The sequence below is a fragment of the Actinomadura miaoliensis genome (assembly GCF_039536785.1).
GTDB lineage: Bacteria > Actinomycetota > Actinomycetes > Streptosporangiales > Streptosporangiaceae > Spirillospora > Spirillospora miaoliensis.
On sequence record NZ_BAAAZG010000001.1, the window covers coordinates 409858 to 424804 of the forward strand.

The 14947-nt window shown below is 71.6% G+C and carries 17 protein-coding genes and 2 pseudogenes; 9 read left to right on the forward strand and 10 right to left on the reverse strand.

The window, feature by feature from the left end:
• Positions 1-10: 10 nt before the first annotated feature.
• Positions 11-859, reverse strand: a complete 849-nt coding sequence (locus ABD811_RS01925; RefSeq protein ID WP_344939718.1) for a LysR family transcriptional regulator — start codon at positions 857-859, stop codon at positions 11-13.
• A 138-nt stretch (positions 860-997) separates the two neighbouring features.
• Between ABD811_RS01925 and ABD811_RS01930 the strand changes: the two genes are divergently transcribed.
• A complete protein-coding gene (locus tag ABD811_RS01930) occupies positions 998-1723 on the forward strand; it encodes an SDR family oxidoreductase (protein ID WP_425549350.1) in 726 nt (241 codons plus the stop codon).
• A gap of 77 nt (positions 1724-1800) precedes the next feature.
• On the opposite strand, the gene ABD811_RS43855 is transcribed toward ABD811_RS01930, so the two are convergent.
• Positions 1801-2484 carry a helix-turn-helix domain-containing protein gene (locus ABD811_RS43855; RefSeq protein ID WP_425549351.1) on the reverse strand — a complete coding sequence of 228 codons (684 nt, stop codon included), beginning with the start codon at positions 2482-2484 and terminating at the stop codon, positions 1801-1803.
• 150 nt (positions 2485-2634) lie between these two features.
• Here ABD811_RS43855 and ABD811_RS43860 point away from each other — a divergent pair, with 150 nt between their 5' ends.
• The 3 genes from ABD811_RS43860 to ABD811_RS01955 are packed head-to-tail and all read left to right on the forward strand — an operon-like array spanning position 2635 to position 4528.
• Positions 2635-2805, forward strand: a complete 171-nt coding sequence (locus tag ABD811_RS43860) for a hypothetical protein (protein ID WP_425549352.1) — start codon at positions 2635-2637, stop codon at positions 2803-2805.
• 5 nt (positions 2806-2810) lie between these two features.
• Entirely contained in the window at positions 2811-3773 is a 963-nt protein-coding gene (locus ABD811_RS01950) for an ATP-binding cassette domain-containing protein (protein ID WP_344939722.1), read from the forward strand.
• Positions 3770-4528 carry an ABC transporter permease gene (locus ABD811_RS01955; RefSeq protein ID WP_344939724.1) on the forward strand — a complete coding sequence of 253 codons (759 nt, stop codon included), beginning with the start codon at positions 3770-3772 and terminating at the stop codon, positions 4526-4528. Before ABD811_RS01950 ends, ABD811_RS01955 begins: the two co-directional genes overlap by 4 nt.
• A 90-nt stretch (positions 4529-4618) precedes the next feature.
• Here ABD811_RS01955 and ABD811_RS01960 read toward each other — a convergent pair whose 3' ends face one another.
• Both ABD811_RS01960 and ABD811_RS01965 read right to left on the reverse strand, forming a co-directional pair.
• Positions 4619-5026, reverse strand: coding sequence for a (R)-mandelonitrile lyase (locus ABD811_RS01960; protein ID WP_344939726.1), 408 nt, complete (start codon positions 5024-5026; stop codon positions 4619-4621).
• 57 nt (positions 5027-5083) lie between these two features.
• Positions 5084-5431: a carboxymuconolactone decarboxylase family protein gene (locus ABD811_RS01965; RefSeq protein WP_344939728.1), complete on the reverse strand. Its 348-nt coding sequence runs from the start codon at positions 5429-5431 to the stop codon at positions 5084-5086.
• Positions 5432-5596: 165 nt separating this feature from the next.
• On the opposite strand from ABD811_RS01965, the gene ABD811_RS01970 reads away from it, so the two are divergent.
• Complete coding sequence (locus ABD811_RS01970) at positions 5597-6493, forward strand: helix-turn-helix transcriptional regulator (RefSeq protein WP_344939729.1); 897 nt, start codon at positions 5597-5599, stop codon at positions 6491-6493.
• Between the two features lie 303 nt (positions 6494-6796).
• Here ABD811_RS01970 and ABD811_RS01975 read toward each other — a convergent pair whose 3' ends face one another.
• Positions 6797-7210, reverse strand: coding sequence for a MarR family winged helix-turn-helix transcriptional regulator (locus ABD811_RS01975; protein WP_344939731.1), 414 nt, complete (start codon positions 7208-7210; stop codon positions 6797-6799).
• Between the two features lie 136 nt (positions 7211-7346).
• On the opposite strand from ABD811_RS01975, the gene ABD811_RS01980 reads away from it, so the two are divergent.
• Positions 7347-9452, forward strand: a complete 2106-nt coding sequence (locus tag ABD811_RS01980) for an MMPL family transporter (RefSeq protein WP_344939733.1) — start codon at positions 7347-7349, stop codon at positions 9450-9452.
• A gap of 77 nt (positions 9453-9529) precedes the next feature.
• Here ABD811_RS01980 and wrbA read toward each other — a convergent pair whose 3' ends face one another.
• Both wrbA and ABD811_RS01990 read right to left on the reverse strand, forming a co-directional pair.
• Positions 9530-10138, reverse strand: a complete 609-nt coding sequence (gene wrbA / locus ABD811_RS01985; RefSeq protein WP_344939735.1) for an NAD(P)H:quinone oxidoreductase — start codon at positions 10136-10138, stop codon at positions 9530-9532.
• 243 nt (positions 10139-10381) lie between these two features.
• Positions 10382-11002 carry a TetR/AcrR family transcriptional regulator gene (locus ABD811_RS01990; protein ID WP_344939737.1) on the reverse strand — a complete coding sequence of 207 codons (621 nt, stop codon included), beginning with the start codon at positions 11000-11002 and terminating at the stop codon, positions 10382-10384.
• A 110-nt stretch (positions 11003-11112) separates the two neighbouring features.
• Between ABD811_RS01990 and ABD811_RS01995 the strand changes: the two genes are divergently transcribed.
• Positions 11113-11940: an SDR family oxidoreductase gene (locus ABD811_RS01995; protein ID WP_344939739.1), complete on the forward strand. Its 828-nt coding sequence runs from the start codon at positions 11113-11115 to the stop codon at positions 11938-11940.
• Here the strand turns inward: ABD811_RS01995 and ABD811_RS44125 are convergent.
• Entirely contained in the window at positions 11837-12433 is a 597-nt protein-coding gene (locus tag ABD811_RS44125; protein WP_486303617.1) for a TetR-like C-terminal domain-containing protein, read from the reverse strand. The genes ABD811_RS01995 and ABD811_RS44125 overlap by 104 nt on opposite strands.
• Positions 12434-12555: 122 nt before the next feature.
• Here ABD811_RS44125 and ABD811_RS44130 point away from each other — a divergent pair.
• A pseudogene (locus ABD811_RS44130) lies at positions 12556-12723 on the forward strand (sodium:proton antiporter); the annotation flags it as partial.
• Here the strand turns inward: ABD811_RS44130 and ABD811_RS44135 are convergent.
• Both ABD811_RS44135 and ABD811_RS02005 read right to left on the reverse strand, forming a co-directional pair.
• Positions 12680-12871, reverse strand: a pseudogene (locus ABD811_RS44135) (DUF1264 domain-containing protein); the annotation flags it as partial. The pseudogenes ABD811_RS44130 and ABD811_RS44135 overlap by 44 nt on opposite strands.
• 258 nt (positions 12872-13129) lie before the next feature.
• Positions 13130-13324: a hypothetical protein gene (locus tag ABD811_RS02005; RefSeq protein WP_344939743.1), complete on the reverse strand. Its 195-nt coding sequence runs from the start codon at positions 13322-13324 to the stop codon at positions 13130-13132.
• Between the two features lie 213 nt (positions 13325-13537).
• Between ABD811_RS02005 and ABD811_RS02010 the strand changes: the two genes are divergently transcribed.
• Positions 13538-14830, forward strand: a complete 1293-nt coding sequence (locus tag ABD811_RS02010; RefSeq protein WP_344939745.1) for an HD-GYP domain-containing protein — start codon at positions 13538-13540, stop codon at positions 14828-14830.
• Positions 14831-14947 lie beyond the last annotated feature (117 nt).

A 14947-nucleotide genomic window follows, 5' to 3' on the forward strand; every position in this document is an offset into this window, starting at 1 on the left:
GGCCGGACGGCTACAGGAGGGTCGCGGCTCGGACCAGGCCGGCGAGAGCCCGGGACCGGCTGTGCGGCGGCCACGCGATCACCGTCGTCACGGTCGGCGCGTCCAGCACCGGCACGGCGGCGAGGTCGGCGTTCAGATGGGCGCGGCACGAGTCCGGCAGGACCGCGGCCGCCCGGCCGAGCCCGACCAGCTGCAACAGCTGCGTATGGTCGCGGACCTGCGGTCCGGGACCGTCCGGGTACGTCCCGTCGGGGCCGGGCCAGCGTGGCAGCGGCAGGTCGGGCAGCGCGGTGACGTCGTCCATCCGCAGGCCGGCCCGGCGGGCGAGGGGGTGCCCGGCCGGCAGCACCGCGACCTGCCCCTCCGTGCGCAGATCCTCGGTGTCGAACCCGACCGTCGAGTCGAACGGCCGGTGCAGCAGCGCCACGTCGGCCCGCCCGTCGCGCAGCAGCCGCTCCTGCTCACCGATCCCGCACAGGTGCACGTCGACGGTGACCGCGCCGGGTTCGGCGGCGTACGCGTCGAGCAGCTTCGACAGCAGTTCGCTGGACGCTCCGGCTTTCGTGACGAGGACCAGGCCGGGCTGACCGGTGGCGGCCAGGGCGGCACGGCGGGTACGGCGCTCGGCGGCGTCTACGGCGTCGAGGGCCGCTCGGCCCTCGCGCAGCAGCACCGACCCGGCCTCGGTCAGCGTGACGGTGCGGTTGGTGCGTTCCAGCAGCTTCACGCCGAGCCGCCGTTCGAGCTGCTGGATGGCCCGTGACAGCGGTGGCTGGGCGATCCCGAGCCGCTGCGCGGCCCGACCGAAGTGCAGCTCCTCGGCGACGGCGACAAAGTAGCGCAGCTCCCGCGTCTCCATGCCGCCACGGTACCCGTGCCGGCCCGCCGGACGCCGACGGTCAGAAAGGCGGTGACGCTGGCTCGATACCCGGGCGGTATCGCGGCCCACCCAGACGGTGTTGGCGGCCCCGCCGGGTCCGCGCACAGGATGGAGCGCATGAGCGAACAGACGATCGCGCTGGTCACCGGCGCGAACAAAGGGATCGGATACGAGATCGCGGCCGGCCTGGGCACCCTCGGCTGGAGCGTCGGCGTCGGAGCCCGGGACGCGGAGCGCCGGGAGGCCGCGGTGGAGAAGCTGCGCGCGGCCGGCGTCGACGCCTTCGCGGTGCCGCTCGACGTGACCGACGACGCGAGCGTCGCCGCCGCGGCCGGCCAGATCGAGGAGCGCGCCGGACGCCTCGACGTGCTCGTCAACAACGCCGCGATCACCGGCGCCGCACCGCAGACGCCCACCACGGTCGACCCCGCGACGGTGCGCACGGCCGTGGAGACCAACGTCATCGGCGTCATCCGCGTCACCAACGCGATGCTGCCGTTGCTGCGCCGCTCGACGTCGCCGCGGATCGTGAACATGTCCAGCAGCGTCGGCTCACTCACCCTGCAGTCCACTCCCGACACCGAAACGGGCCCGATCTCGGTCGCCTACGCGCCGTCGAAGACGTTCCTCAACGCCGTCACCCTCCAGTACGCCAAGGAGCTGCGTGACACCGGCATCCTGATCAACGCGGCATGTCCCGGCTTCTGCGCGACCGATCTCAACGGTTTCCGTGGCGTCCGCACCCCCGAACAGGGCGCGGCGATCGCGATCCGGCTGGCGACCCTGCTCGACGACGGCCCGACCGGCGGGTTCTTCGACGACGCGGGGGTGGTGCCCTGGTGACGGGTGAGTGATCAGCTCGTCGTGGCCGCCGGCCGCCGACGCGTTCCGGGCGCCCGGAGGCCGGCACGCCGGGCTGGTCACGACAGGAGGCCGCGCCAGCGCTCAGTGGACGCCAGCAGGTCCTGGCTGATCCGCTCCAGGAACGCCCCGCCCTTGGCCAGCCGGCGCCCCGCGGGCGTGCCGAGCCCGCACGTCTTCGCCCCCTCCTTCGCGATCTGCGCCGCCTCGAGCGTCTGCCGCGCGCTGGTCACCATCGAGTGGTACCAGGTGTCGTCGTCGAAGACGTAGATGTCGCGACGCCGCTGCGGATCGCGTTCGCGCCTGATCAGCCCCTGCTGGAGCAGATAACCCACCGCCATGGAGACCGAGGCCGGGCTGACCCGCAGATCACGCGTCAGCTCGGCGGCGGTGAGCCGGCCGTCCTCGCTCAGCCACAGGGCGACGAGCACGCGCGCCGTCATCTTCGGCAGCCCCATCCCGACGGCCAGCTCGACGGCCCCGTCCTGCACCTCCACCGCCTTGCCGTCCGACGGTCCGGCCGCGGGCGGGCGAGCCGGCGTGCCGCGCCGCGCCCGCCGCTCCGTCGCCCGGTGCGCCTGCTCGGGCCGGTAACCGCCTGGGCCGCCGTTGCGGCCGATCTCCCTGCTGATCGTCGAGGTCGGCCGTCGGAGGCGCCTGGCGATCTCGGCATAGGAGAGCCCTTCGGCGAGGCCCGCCGCGATGCGCTGACGTTCCTGGTGGGTCAACCGTCCTCCCGGCATGCCGCCAGTATTGCTTTCGGCACCATTCATTGCAATGGAGCATTGCATTCAACTCCAGCGTCATTGCATCAAGTTTTGGCCTGTCACCTGGGAAAATACACTTCCGTTGATTGACAGAATTTTTGAACGCAACGTAGCTTTCACGATGTGTTGAACGATTTGACGAGCGGGCACCCGCCGCCCGCCCCTGCCGCCGACCTGATCGGCACCCGATTCCCGACGCTGCGGTTCGCCGTACCGGCAGCAGAGGTGCCGCTGCGCACCGGCCCCTCGCAGATCTGCGGCGTGCGCAGCCTGCGCGTCACCTGGGACCGGGGGTGAACGCGATGCGGACCACCGAGACCCCCGACCCGATCCACGCCGTCCCCGCCATCTCGGTGACGGGACTGCGCAAATCGTACGGCCCGCACCGCGTCCTGGACGGCATCGACCTCACCATCCCGCAGGGCACGATCTTCTCCCTGCTCGGCCCCAACGGCGCGGGCAAGACCACCACGGTGCAGATCCTGTCCACCCTGATCAAGGCCGACGCCGGCGAGATCCGGGTGGCCGGGCACGACCTGGCCCGAGAACCCGACAAGGTGCGCGCGGCGATCGGCGTCACCGGCCAGTTCTCCGCCGTGGACGGCCTGCTGACCGGCGAGGAGAACCTGCGGCTCATGGCCGACCTGCTGCATCTCGGCCGCTCGGAGGGCCGCAGGCGCGCCCGGGAACTGCTGGAGCGCTTCGACCTCACCGACGCCGCACGCAGGCCGGCGGCCACCTACTCGGGCGGCATGCGCCGCCGCCTCGACCTCGCCATGACCATGGTCGGCACGCCCCGGCTCATCTTCCTCGACGAGCCGACCGCCGGCCTGGACCCGCGCAGCCGCCGCACCATGTGGCAGATCGTCAGAGAGCTGGTCGAGCAGGACGGCGTGACCATCTTCCTGACCACGCAGTACCTGGAGGAGGCCGACGAGCTCGCCGACCGCATCGCCCTGCTCAGCCAGGGCGCGCTGGGCGCCGAGGGCACCCCGGACGAGCTCAAGCGGCTGGTCCCCGGCGGCCACATCGTCGTGCGCTTCGCCGACGCCGACGGCTACCGCAGGGCGGCCCCGCACGTCGGCGCGACCTCGCGCAACGACAGCGCGCTCACCGTCCAGATCCCCGGCGCCGGCGGCGTCAGGACGCTCAAGAAGCTCCTGGAGTGGCTGGACACCCAGGCCATCGACGTCGCCGAGCTGACGGTGCACACCCCCGACCTGGACGACGTCTTCCTCACCCTGACCAAGGAGCCGTCCCGATGAGAGCGATCACCGACTCGGCGACGATGCTGCGCCGCCAGATCAAGCACATCTGGCGGTACCCGTCGCTGATCGTCACCTACACCGCCGTCCCCGTGGTGTTCCTGTTGCTGTTCGTCTACGTCCTCGGCGGCACCCTGGGCGCGGGCATCGGCGGCGACCGCGCCGCCTACGCCGGCTACCTCACCCCCGGCATCATGGTCACGACGGTCGCCGGCGCCGCGCAGGGGACAGCGATCTCGGTGGCCACCGACATGACCGAGGGCATCATCGCCAGGTTCAAGACGATGGCCATCGCCCGTGTCTCGGTGCTCACCGGGCACGTGCTCGGCGCGATGCTGCAGACCTTCATCGCGATCGCGGTGGCGACCGCGGTGGCCATGCTGATCGGCTTCCGCCCGTCCGCCTCGGCGCTGGAGTGGCTCGGCGTGGTCGGCGTGCTGGCCATGATCACCTTTGCCGTCACCTGGCTGTCGGTCGCGCTCGCCATGGTCTCCACGAACGTGGCGACGGCCAGCAACCTGCCGATGCCGCTGCTGATGCTGCCGTTCCTCGGCAGCGGCTTCGTCCCGACCGAGTCGATGCCCGGCGGGCTGCGCTGGTTCGCCGAGCACCAGCCGTTCACCCCTGTCATCGACACCCTGCGCGCGCTGCTGGCCGGCCGATCCGCCGGTTCCAGCTTCGTGGAGGCGGCGATCTGGAGCGCGGTCATCGCCCTGGCCGGTTACCTGTGGGCGCGTCGGCTCTACAACCGATGAGGGGCCGTTGCGGGCTGCTGCCGAGACTCCCGCCCAGGCGACCTCGGTCTCCGCGAGGCCGACCGATCTCGGCCGCGGCCGTGGGCTCGGTCAGGGGCGGGTTCGGGTGCTGACGCGAGGGGAGGCGTACTCGGCGTCGGTGACGTGCTCCAGCCAGTCGACGTCGTCGCCTTCCCACAGAGCGAGGTGGATCATGAACTGGTCGGGGGCGGCGCCGTGCCAGTGCTCCTCGCTCGGCGGCGTCCAGATCACGTCCCCGGGGTGGGCCTCGATGATCCGGCCGCCACGGGCCTGGATCAGCGCGACGCCCTCCACGATGTAGAGGGTCTGGCCCAGGCCGTGGGAGTGCCAGGCGGTCCGGGCGCCGGGCGCGAAGCGCACCATGTTCGCCCGCGCGCGGGAGGGGTCCTCGCCCCGGTAGATCACATCCGCCCAGGCGTCGCCGGTGAACCACTGCTCGGGCAGCTTCGCGGTCGGGGGCCGCTTCAAGATCTCCATCGTGTCTCCTTCGTCGATGTGCCGCCGTCCGGCCACAGCGGGCGCGCGGCGAGGTGGTCAGGCGGCCGGGCCGGACGCCTCGACGATGCTCTTGAGCTGGGTGACCGCGCTCATGGCGCTGGGCCAGCCGGCGTAGAACGCCAGGTGGGTGAGGGCCTCGACCAGCTCGTCCTTGCTCAGGCCGTTCTCCAGCGCGCGGCGCAGGTGGAAGTCCAGTTGGTCGGTGCGGTACAGCGCCGCCAAAGTGGTGACGGTGACCAGGCTGCGGTCGCGCGGCGACAGCCCCGGCCGCTCCCACACGTCCCCGAATAGCACCTCTTCGGTCAGCTCCACCAGCTTGGGCGCGAAATCGCCGAGCAGCGTCCGGGCGCCGGACGGCTGCGTGCTTGCCGTGTTCTCTGTCATCGTTCGTTCCTTTGGAGTGCCGGTCATGCGCTCCGGGGGGGGGCAGGCTGTGCTCCCCCGGCAGCACCCAGGAAACCGCTGGGGGCGCCAGTGAGGCAGTTCCTGCTGTTCCATGTACTGACAGAACACCCCACGGCGCCGAATACCGGCCTAACCTCGGAAGACATGGACAACCGCAGTGAGGTCCGCGAGTTCCTGGCCTCGCGGCGAGCCAAGATCACGCCCCAGCGGGCCGGCCTGCCCGCCTACGGCGGCAACCGGCGCGTCCCCGGGCTGCGCCGCGAGGAGGTCGCCATGCTCGCCGGGGTCAGCGCCGAGTACTACGCCCGCCTGGAACGGGGCAACCTCAGCGGGGTCTCCGAAAGCGTGCTGGAAGCCCTCGCCCGCGCCCTTCAGCTGGACGAGGCCGAACACGCCCACCTGTTCGACCTGGCCCGGGCCGCCAACGCCACCCCCCGCACCCGCCGCAGCCCCGCCCGGCAGCGCATCCGGCCCGGCATCCAGCGGCTGCTGGACTCGATGACCGACACGGCCGCGTACGTGCGCAACGGCCGCCTGGACATCCTCGCCGCCAACCGCCTCGGCCGCGCCCTGTACTCGCCCGTCTTCGACGATCCGGTCCGGCCGGTCAACCTCGCCCGGTTCCGCTTCCTCAACCCCCGCGCCCGCGACTTCTACCCCGACTGGGGGGAATCCGCCCACACCACCGTGGCCCTGCTGCGCACCGAGGCCGGACGCGATCCCTACGACCGCGCCCTGACCGACCTCATCGGGGAACTGGTCACCCGCAGCGAGGAATTCCGCACCCTGTGGGCCGCCCACAACGTCCGCCTGCACCACACGGGGGTCAAGAACTTCCGCCACCCCGCCGTCGGCGACATCAGCCTCCCCTTCGAAGCCATGCCCCTGCCCGCCGACCACGGCCTGACCCTCACCGCCTTCAGCGCCGACCCCGGGACGCCCGCCCGCGACGCGCTCAACCTCCTCGCCAGCTGGGCCGCGACCTCCGACCAGACCGTGCCGGCCCAAGAAGGCGACCAGGCACCCGCCCCGGACAGCTGATCCGCGCCGCCCAAGAACCAGTCCCGTCCCCGGGAATCGGGAACGAGGACCTCACAAGCCGGGCTCCCCAACCTGCGAACCGCGCGCCGGCGACACTGTGACGCGGCCGCGCGCGAGAGATCTCGTCACGCGGATACCGCATGGCCGTGAACGCCCATCAGCCGGCCGACCTCAGGAAGCCGACGGCGGCGAAGCCTTCGCGGTGAGGGGCGATGTGCGCGACCCTGGGCAGGCAGCGCGGCGCTTCACGGTCGACGGGCGGCCTGAGGGTGCTCGTCTTCGGTGGCCGGCGTGGTTCACGGGTCAGGCGTCGTGCCGCCGCTGGGCGGCCAGTTCCTCGTTCATCGCGACCAGGAACCGCATGACCGTTCTCAGCTCGGCCTCGTCGAAACGGGCACAGGCGGCGCCGGTGCCGCGGGCCAGCGGGCGGAAGAACTCGCGGGCGATCGCGGTGCCGTGCGGCGCGTAGTGGAGATGCACCACGCGGCGGTCGGCGGCGTCGCGGGTACGGCGGATGTGCCCGCTGCGTTCCAACCGGTCCAGGCAGGCGCTCACCGCGCCGGAGGTGAGGTTGAGGCGCTCCCGCAGCCGGCCCGGTGTCATCGGGCCGCCGTGCTCGTCGCCGTCCAGGATCGCGATGAGGGCCAGGACGTCGGTCTCGTGCAGCTTCTGGGCCCGGGCGAACTCCTGCGTGATGCGGTTGAACTCGGCGTTCATGCGCCGCAGCTGGACCGCGAAGTCGTGCAGGCCGATGCCCTGGGGGGCGTTGCCGTCCAGTGCGCACCTCCAGGATAGGGTCGGTATCTCAACGATAAAGATACTTGGTCATTGAGATTCTGGAGGGTGGAGGCCGGTGGCGAACACGCTGCGAGGTGCCCGGTGGGCGGTGCCGGTACTGCTGATCGTCGTCTGGCTCGGGATCGGCGGCGCGCTGGGACCGTACGCGGGCAAGCTCGGCGAGGTCGCGACCAACGACCAGTCGTCGTTCCTGCCCCAGAGCGCCGAGTCGACCAGGGTGATCGAGGCGCAGCGGGCCTTTCAGCGTGCGAAGACGCTGCCCGCGATCGTTGTCTGGCAGGCCCGGGACGGCAAGGTGACACCGGAGGCGCAGGCCGCCGCGACCCGGGCGCTGGCCTCACTGAACGGCGCCCCTGAGGTCGCCGGGCAGGTCTCCCCCGCCATCCCCTCCGAGGACGGCCGCGCGCTGCAGGGCGTCGTGCCGTTGCGCTCCGACCTCGGCGACCAGGTGGCGCCGAGCGTCGAGAAGGTCCGCGAGGCCGTGGCGGGGGTGCCCGGGACGAGCGTCCACGTCGGCGGGCCCGCCGCGACGCAGGCCGATCTCAAGGACGCGTTCGCCGGGATCGACGGGCTGCTGCTGGGCGTGGCGCTCGGCGTCGTCCTGCTGATCCTGCTGCTGGTCTACCGCAGCGTCCTGCTCCCGTTCATCATCATCGTGGGCGCGGTGTTCGCGCTCGCGCTGGCCTGCGCGGTCGTGTACGCCCTGGCCGACCACGGCGCGGTCACGGTGGACGGCCAGGTGCAGGGCATGCTGTCGATCCTGGTGATCGGCGCGGCGACCGACTACGCCCTGCTGCTCACCGCGCGCTTCCGGGAGGAGCTGGGCGTACGGGGCGACCGGTTCGCGGCGATCGGCGCCGCGCTGCGCCGTTCGGCGGGGGCGATCATCGCGAGCGCCGCCACCGTGGCGCTCGGGCTGCTCGCGCTGCTGCTCAGCGACCTGACCAACACGCGGGCGCTCGGCCCCGTCGGCGCCATCGGCATCGCCTGCGCCGTGCTGGGCACGCTCACCTTCCTGCCCGCGATGCTGGTGGTCTTCGGCCGCGTCGCGTACTGGCCCGCCAGGCCGCGGCGGCAGGCGGCCGAAGGGCACGCCGTGTGGCGGAAGGTCGCCGCCGTGGTGGACCGGCGCCCGCGCCGCATCTGGCTGGTGAGCCTGCTTCCGCTGCTGGTGCTCGCCGCGTTCATGCCGGCGCTCAAGGCCGAGGGCCTGCCGATGGACGAGACGTTCGTCGACGACGCCCCCTCCGTACAGGCGCAGCGGGTGCTGGGCGAGCACTTCCCCGGCGGGGCGGGCGACCCGGCCGTCGTGATCGCGAACGCGGGCCGCGCGGACCAGGTCACCCGGGCCGCGCGGGCGGTGCCCGGCGTGGCGTCCGCCGCGCCCGTCGGCGAGGCGGGGCGGCCCGGCGGCGCGCCGCTGGTGGTGGACGGCCGGGTGCGCATCGACGTCACGCTCACCGGCGCGTCCGACGGCGAGGCCGCCAGGCGGACCGTCGCACGCCTCCGCGCGGCCGTCCACGCCGTCCCGGACGCCGGCGCGATGGTCGGCGGGCGCACCGCCCAGCAGATCGACACCCAGGACACCGCCACCCGCGACCGCAACCTGATCGCGCCGGTGGTGCTGGCCGTCATCCTGGTCGTCCTGTTCGCGCTGCTGCGCGCCGTGCTGCTGCCGCTGCTCCTGGTCGCGACGGTCGCGCTCGGCTACTTCGCCACCCTCGGCGTCACCGCGCTGGTGTTCCAGGGGCTGCTCGGCTTCAGCGGCACGGACGCGTCCGTGCCCTTGTACGGCTTCGTGTTCCTGGTCGCGCTGGGGGTGGACTACAACATCTTCCTGATGACCCGGGTGCGGGAGGAGGCGCTGCGCCACGGCTCCCGGGAGGGGATCCGGCGCGGGCTGACCGCGACCGGCGGCGTGATCACCTCCGCCGGGGTGGTGCTGGCCGCCACGTTCGCGGCGCTGGTGGTGATCCCGCTGGCGTTCCTGGCGCAGATCGCGTTCATCGTCGCGTTCGGCGTGCTGCTCGACACCCTGGTCATCCGCTCGCTGCTGGTGCCCGCGCTGGCCCGCGAGATCGGCCCCGCCGCGTGGTGGCCGACCGCACTGGACGAGGTCCCGGCCACCGCGAGACCGTCTGAGTCCACGACCTCGGCGTGATCACGCGGTGGCCGCTCCACGTCACACCACTACGCGCAGCGGGCGGGTGAGGCGGGTCAGGAAAAGATCGGCATGGCTCAGGCGGCGCGGCCGGCTTTGAGCGCGGCCGCGGTGTTGACGGCGCGTCGGGCCTGGTGGCGGGCCGCCTCCAAGGTGACGTCGTCGGGCGGTCCACCGCCCGCCACGTGAGAGGTGCCGTAGGGGTTGCCCGACGTGAACTGGACGGGGTCGGTGTAGCCGGGGGGCACGATGATGCCGCCCCAGTGGTAGAAGGTGTTTCCCAGCGCCAGGATGGTGGACTCCTGTCCGCCGTGGGGCGTGTTGCTGGCGGTGAAAGCCGAGTACACCTTGTCCGCGAGCCCGCCGTTGAACCACAGCGCACTGGTGCTCTCCATGAACGCCCTGAGCTGGCTCGCCGGGTTGCCGAAGCGGGTGGGAGTGCCGAACAGCACCACGTCGGCCCAGGCCAGGTCGTCCAGGTCGGCCTGGGGGACGTCGGCGGTGTCCCGGAGGTGTTCGGCCCACGCAGGCCTGGAGTTGATCACTTCCGGTGGGGCGGTTTCGGCGACCCTGCGCAGTCGCACGTGTGCACCGGCCTTCTCCGCGCCCTCGGCGGCGGCTCGGGCCAGGGCGTGCAGGGTGCCGGTGGCGCTGTAGTAGATGATCGCGGCGTTCACGGGTTCCATGTCGCTGGGCTTTCCTCTTCACGGGATGGCGTGTTCGACTCAGCAGTACGACGACGCAGCACGCCGGAATGTGATGAGCTCCGCGCCGACCTCGGATTGCACGCAGCCCGTCCTTGGAGCCGGGCCCGGGCCGGGAACCAAGCGCCACGTCAGTGACACACCTCAGCTGAACACAACCCATGAAGGCATGCGTAGTCCCGCGGCGGCACACCCCGACGATCCTGATCGGCCGCCTGGGGCGGGTCAGGAACCGGGCTTCGGCGAAGGTGCGGTCAGGCCGGCGGTGATGAAGGCGATGACCGTGCCGGACTCGGGCAGCGACGCCGTGGCGGTCGGGGAGGACGCCAGCGGGCGTCCGTAGATCTCCAGGAGCAGGACGAAGACCAGCCGCCAGCGTTCGGCGATCTCGCGCACCGACAGTTGCGGCATCGCGCGTCCGAGCATGACCTCGAACGGGACCGGGCCGAACCACGGCGAGGTGCTCGGCAGCCGCCATGCCGGCAGCACCGAGCGGGCCAGCAGATGGCACAGCATCCGGCCCTTCTCCGTCCGCGCCAGCTCCTCGAACGGCTCGACCAGTGCCGTCACCAGGTCCACGACATCGAAGGGCGGACCGTCGTCGTCGGCCTGGGAACGGCGGGCGATCGCCTCCAGCCGGTCCGACCACAACGGCAGCAGCTCCCGCTCCAGCAGCGCCAGGACCAGCCCCTCCCGCGACCCGAAGTGATAGTGCACCGCACCCGGGTTCAGCCCCGCCTCGGCGTTGATCGCACGGACCGACACCTGGTCGACGCCCTTCGCCAGGAACAGCCGCTCCGCGGCCGCCAGCAAACGATCTCGCGTCGAGACGGGTTCCTCTGCCATGCGCACATTGCATCACAGACGGTGGAAGCACGGTCCAATCAATGATTGGCTGATGTAAGCCGCTGTCGTCCCCCCACCCTGTCCGCGGCGTCTCGCGAGGAGAGTCGAGCATGGGAACCTACGCCGTCACCGGATCCGCCTCGGGCATCGGCGCCGCCGTCGTCGCGAACCTCAGCGCCGCCGGGCACACCGTCATCGGGGTCGATCTGCACGACGCCGACGTCATCGCCGACCTGGGCACCTCCGACGGCCGCGCCAAGGCGGTCCAGGACATCCTGGCGAACAGCGGCGGCACACTCGACGGCGTCGCCGCCGTCGCCGGCGTCGGCCCGAGCGTGCCGGACGCGGCCGCGGTCATGTCCATCAATTACTTCGGGCCGGTGGCGCTGCTGGAAGCGCTGCGACCGGCCCTGGAACGCTCGGGCGCCGGCCGCGCCGTCGTCATCGGATCCAACTCCGCGACCACCGTGCCGCTGATCGACGATCGCCTGGTGGAACTCGCCCTCGCCGGTGACGAGGACGCCGCCCGCAAGCACGCCCGCGCGGCGCAAAACGCCATGCCCCGGGAGGTACTCGACATGGCGCCCAGCATCTCCGCTTACGCCTCGTCCAAGTTCGCCCTCGCCCGCTGGGTGCGCCGCACCGCCGTCACCCCCGAGTGGGCCCGGCGCGGCGTGCTCCTCAACGCCATCGCGCCCGGCGCGGTGCTCACCCCCCTCATGCTCGGTTCCACCGGAAACACCACCGAGCCGGACGCCGACGAATTCCCCACGCCGATGCCGCTGGGCGTCTTCGGACACCCGGAGGACATCGCCTTCTGGGTCCACCAGTTCCTCAGGCCCGAGGCCCGCTACACCACCGGCGCGATCCTCTACGTCGACGGCGGCACCGACGCCGCCATGCGCCCCGACGCCCAGCCGACGGCGATGACCCTCTGACTAGGCACGAGAACGGCCAGCCCGCCCAAAGAACGCGCCGGGCGCCGTCGCAGATCACGTGGTGCTGCAGCGATCGACCGCCCTCCCCCGGGTCCGGGCCGCCCCTGAACGCCCGCACACGCGAGCTGCGATTTTGAAGTCCTGCGGGCGCCGGCGCCGCGCTGAGCACCGGGGAGGCCACCCGGTGAGCACCCTGGCCGCCCACCCGCCCCACCTGGCCGCCGGATGGATCCCGTTCGCCGGGCGAGGAACTCACCCTCATCGCCTCCGCCCTCGCAGGCGCCCGCTCGGTCACCACGAACGCCTCCTGGATGCGGGCCGCCGACGCCGGATGGGGGGTGATGTCCGCGAGCAGACCCAGCAGGCTGGGCGCGGGGATGGTGGTCAGGCTGGCGGCGAGGTCGGCGCACAGCGCGGTGAGGTCGGCGCGCAGCGAACCGGAGTCGGCGGGGGCGGTGATCGTCAGATCGTGCACGGCGGCGGCGAAGACCATCTCCTGCTTGCCGACGTAGCGGCGGTAGATGGCCGCCCGCCAGCACGCCTAGACACCGCCGCGAGGCGGAAGACGTTGGTCAGCTCGGCTCGCATCTCCTCGTGGCGATGCCGGGCACCGTCATGCTGCTGCGCGCCGTCGACCGGGAGGAAGAGGCCCAGACCGGCACGCTGCGCCGCGGACCCGCCGACGGGTTCGACGCGCTGCGCGTCACCGGCCTGACGCTGCTGCCGGTCACCCTGCTGGTCAGCGCCTACCTCGTCGCTCACGGCCACCTGTCACGCGGCGGAGGCTTCCAGGGCGGCGTCCTGGTCTCTCGGCGTCCGGCAGCGTCCCGAACAGCCGCTCGGAGACGATGTGCTCGGTCCCGATTAGATTCGCGTCCCGGGCGCTGCGGTCGAACAGGACGCATTGCAGCAGGTCGTCGTTTACCACGCGGCAGTGGCGGTGGGGCCTTCATCTGGGCATCCGGTTCGTTTTTTGCGTAGTGAAGCCGACGACGCAGACATCGGGCAGCGTGCCGTCCCGCAGGAGGTTGGCGCCCTGCTCGGGGGCCACAGTCGGATTCCCTTAGTCTTTCAAGCGGGACGCACCGGACTGGGCACGTCGTTGATCATCCGGTTCATGGCGTAGCACCTTCCTCGCCTGGTTTCCTCGTCCTCACGCGAATGAGGATGAACAGTTAGGCCGCGGCGGTCAGAGCCGTGGTGTGAACAGCACGCGGCTGACCGCCGTCTTGCCCGGCGGTGCATCGGCGCCGCCCCCTCGGCTCCGGCCGAGGCCCGATCGCCGCATGCCGTCGTCGAGATGGATGCGCACGTCCTCGCCGAGGCAGACGAGTTCCGCGCGGACCCGGTCATGAACCTGGACAAGTTGGTCGCCGGACGTCACCAAGCGCCTGAGGGACGGATTCCGCCATTACCACGTGATTCTGAAGATCATTCTTTCCCTCAGTCAGAAGCACTTAACTCGGACTGTTGCGGCACCGCTGGTTTCTTCGCCGATCAGGGCCGTGCACGCGGCTTGCCAATGTACGCTGATCGTGAGATATGGAGTACGGAGCGTGCTTTTCGCTCTTCGTCACGTCGACCACTGTTGGGTGACATGCTGGGACTCTCTGGTGCCGCCTGGGCGTACATCTGTGTTGTGGCGGCGTCGGCGGCGGGCCTCATCGCCGCCTCTGCCTTCGATTCTCTGGACTGGGGGACGCTGGCCGGGCTGGTCGTGCTGTTTCTGATCTGCGACTCGGTTCCGGCCCGGCTGAATGTCGAGGGCGCGCGGGTGTCGCTGAGCTTCGCCGCGAGCCTGGCATCGGTGGTGCTGCTCGGTGCGGTCGGCGCCGCACTGGTCGGCGCGAGCGCCGTGGCGACCGGGCAGCGGCTGTCCGCGCCCGTCAAGCGGGTGTTCAACGGGGCCCAGTTCGCCCTCAGCGGCTACACCGCCGGCATGGTGTTCGACCTGCTGGACGGTGACCTGTTCCACCCCGGCCAGGTCGGGTGGGTGGGGCAGGTCATCGGCCCGTTCCTGGGCGCGCTGGTGGTGTTCGTGACGGTGAACCTGGCACTCATGGCGGGAATCCTGCTGCTCAGTGGGCAGGCCTCCGCCGAGGAGCTGCTGCGCGAGAGCGGCCAGCTCGCCGTCGGGTGCCTGGGATACGGCATGCTGGGCCTGCTCATCGCCGGCCTGTGGGAGAGTGCCGGGTCGTTGAGCGCGGTGCTGGTGCTGCTGCCTGTTCTCATCGCGCGGTGGGCGTTCCAGCAGACCCACGAGCAGCGGCGGGCGTACGCGGCGACCCTGGCCGCGCTGTGCCAGGCGGTGGAGACCAAGGACCCCTACACGCGCGGGCATTCGGAGCGGGTCGCGCGCGGCGCGGTGATGATCGCCCGCCAGATCGGCATGCGCGCCGACCGGGTCGATGCGCTGCGGTTCGCCGGGATGGTGCACGACGTCGGCAAGCTGGGCATTCCCACCAAGATCCTGCAGAAGACGGGGAAGCTGACCGACGAGGAGTTCACCGAGATCCAGTTGCACCCGATGCGCGGGCTGCAGATCGTCCAGGAGATCGGGTTCCTGGACGAGGCGCTGGCCGGGATCATGCACCATCACGAGCGGCTGGACGGCCGCGGCTATCCCCTGGGACTGGCCGGCGAGGAGATCCCCGAGTTCGCCCGGGTGATCGGGGTGGCGGACGCGTTCGACGCCATGACCTCCAACCGCTCCTACCGTGGTGCGTGGTCGCTGGAGGAGGCGGCCGAGGAGCTTCGGCGCTGCTCGGGCACCCACTTCGATCCGGTGGTGGTGGACGCCTTTCTCAGCGCCCTGGAGCGGCACGGCTGGAACCGGCCGGAGTCGGCGAGCACTGGACAAGGGCAGGGCGGAAGCGTCGACCGGAAGTGATGTGACGCCCAGCGCGCCCGCCTGGCGACGCTCGTCCTGGCGTTGATCGTCTCCACCGCGTTTCGGCTCGCGCACGATGCGGGGGCCCTACGCAGGCACTGACGTTCTCGGCGACCG

Bases quoted from the DNA above. Each gene is read 5' to 3' on its own strand.
- ABD811_RS01925 (WP_344939718.1), bottom strand. From the start codon at position 859: ATGGAGACGCGGGAGCTGCGCTACTTTGTCGCCGTCGCCGAGGAGCTG.
- ABD811_RS01930 (WP_425549350.1), top strand. From the start codon at position 998: ATGAGCGAACAGACGATCGCGCTGGTCACCGGCGCGAACAAAGGGATC.
- ABD811_RS43855 (WP_425549351.1), bottom strand. From the start codon at position 2,484: ATGCCGGGAGGACGGTTGACCCACCAGGAACGTCAGCGCATCGCGGCG.
- ABD811_RS01950 (WP_344939722.1), top strand. From the start codon at position 2,811: ATGCGGACCACCGAGACCCCCGACCCGATCCACGCCGTCCCCGCCATC.
- ABD811_RS01955 (WP_344939724.1), top strand. From the start codon at position 3,770: ATGAGAGCGATCACCGACTCGGCGACGATGCTGCGCCGCCAGATCAAG.
- ABD811_RS01960 (WP_344939726.1), bottom strand. From the start codon at position 5,026: ATGGAGATCTTGAAGCGGCCCCCGACCGCGAAGCTGCCCGAGCAGTGG.
- ABD811_RS01965 (WP_344939728.1), bottom strand. From the start codon at position 5,431: ATGACAGAGAACACGGCAAGCACGCAGCCGTCCGGCGCCCGGACGCTG.
- ABD811_RS01970 (WP_344939729.1), top strand. From the start codon at position 5,597: ATGGACAACCGCAGTGAGGTCCGCGAGTTCCTGGCCTCGCGGCGAGCC.
- ABD811_RS01975 (WP_344939731.1), bottom strand. From the start codon at position 7,210: ATGAACGCCGAGTTCAACCGCATCACGCAGGAGTTCGCCCGGGCCCAG.
- wrbA (WP_344939735.1), bottom strand. From the start codon at position 10,138: ATGGAACCCGTGAACGCCGCGATCATCTACTACAGCGCCACCGGCACC.
- ABD811_RS01990 (WP_344939737.1), bottom strand. From the start codon at position 11,002: ATGGCAGAGGAACCCGTCTCGACGCGAGATCGTTTGCTGGCGGCCGCG.
- ABD811_RS01995 (WP_344939739.1), top strand. From the start codon at position 11,113: ATGGGAACCTACGCCGTCACCGGATCCGCCTCGGGCATCGGCGCCGCC.
- ABD811_RS44125 (WP_486303617.1), bottom strand. From the start codon at position 12,433: ATGGTCTTCGCCGCCGCCGTGCACGATCTGACGATCACCGCCCCCGCC.
- ABD811_RS02010 (WP_344939745.1), top strand. From the start codon at position 13,538: ATGCTGGGACTCTCTGGTGCCGCCTGGGCGTACATCTGTGTTGTGGCG.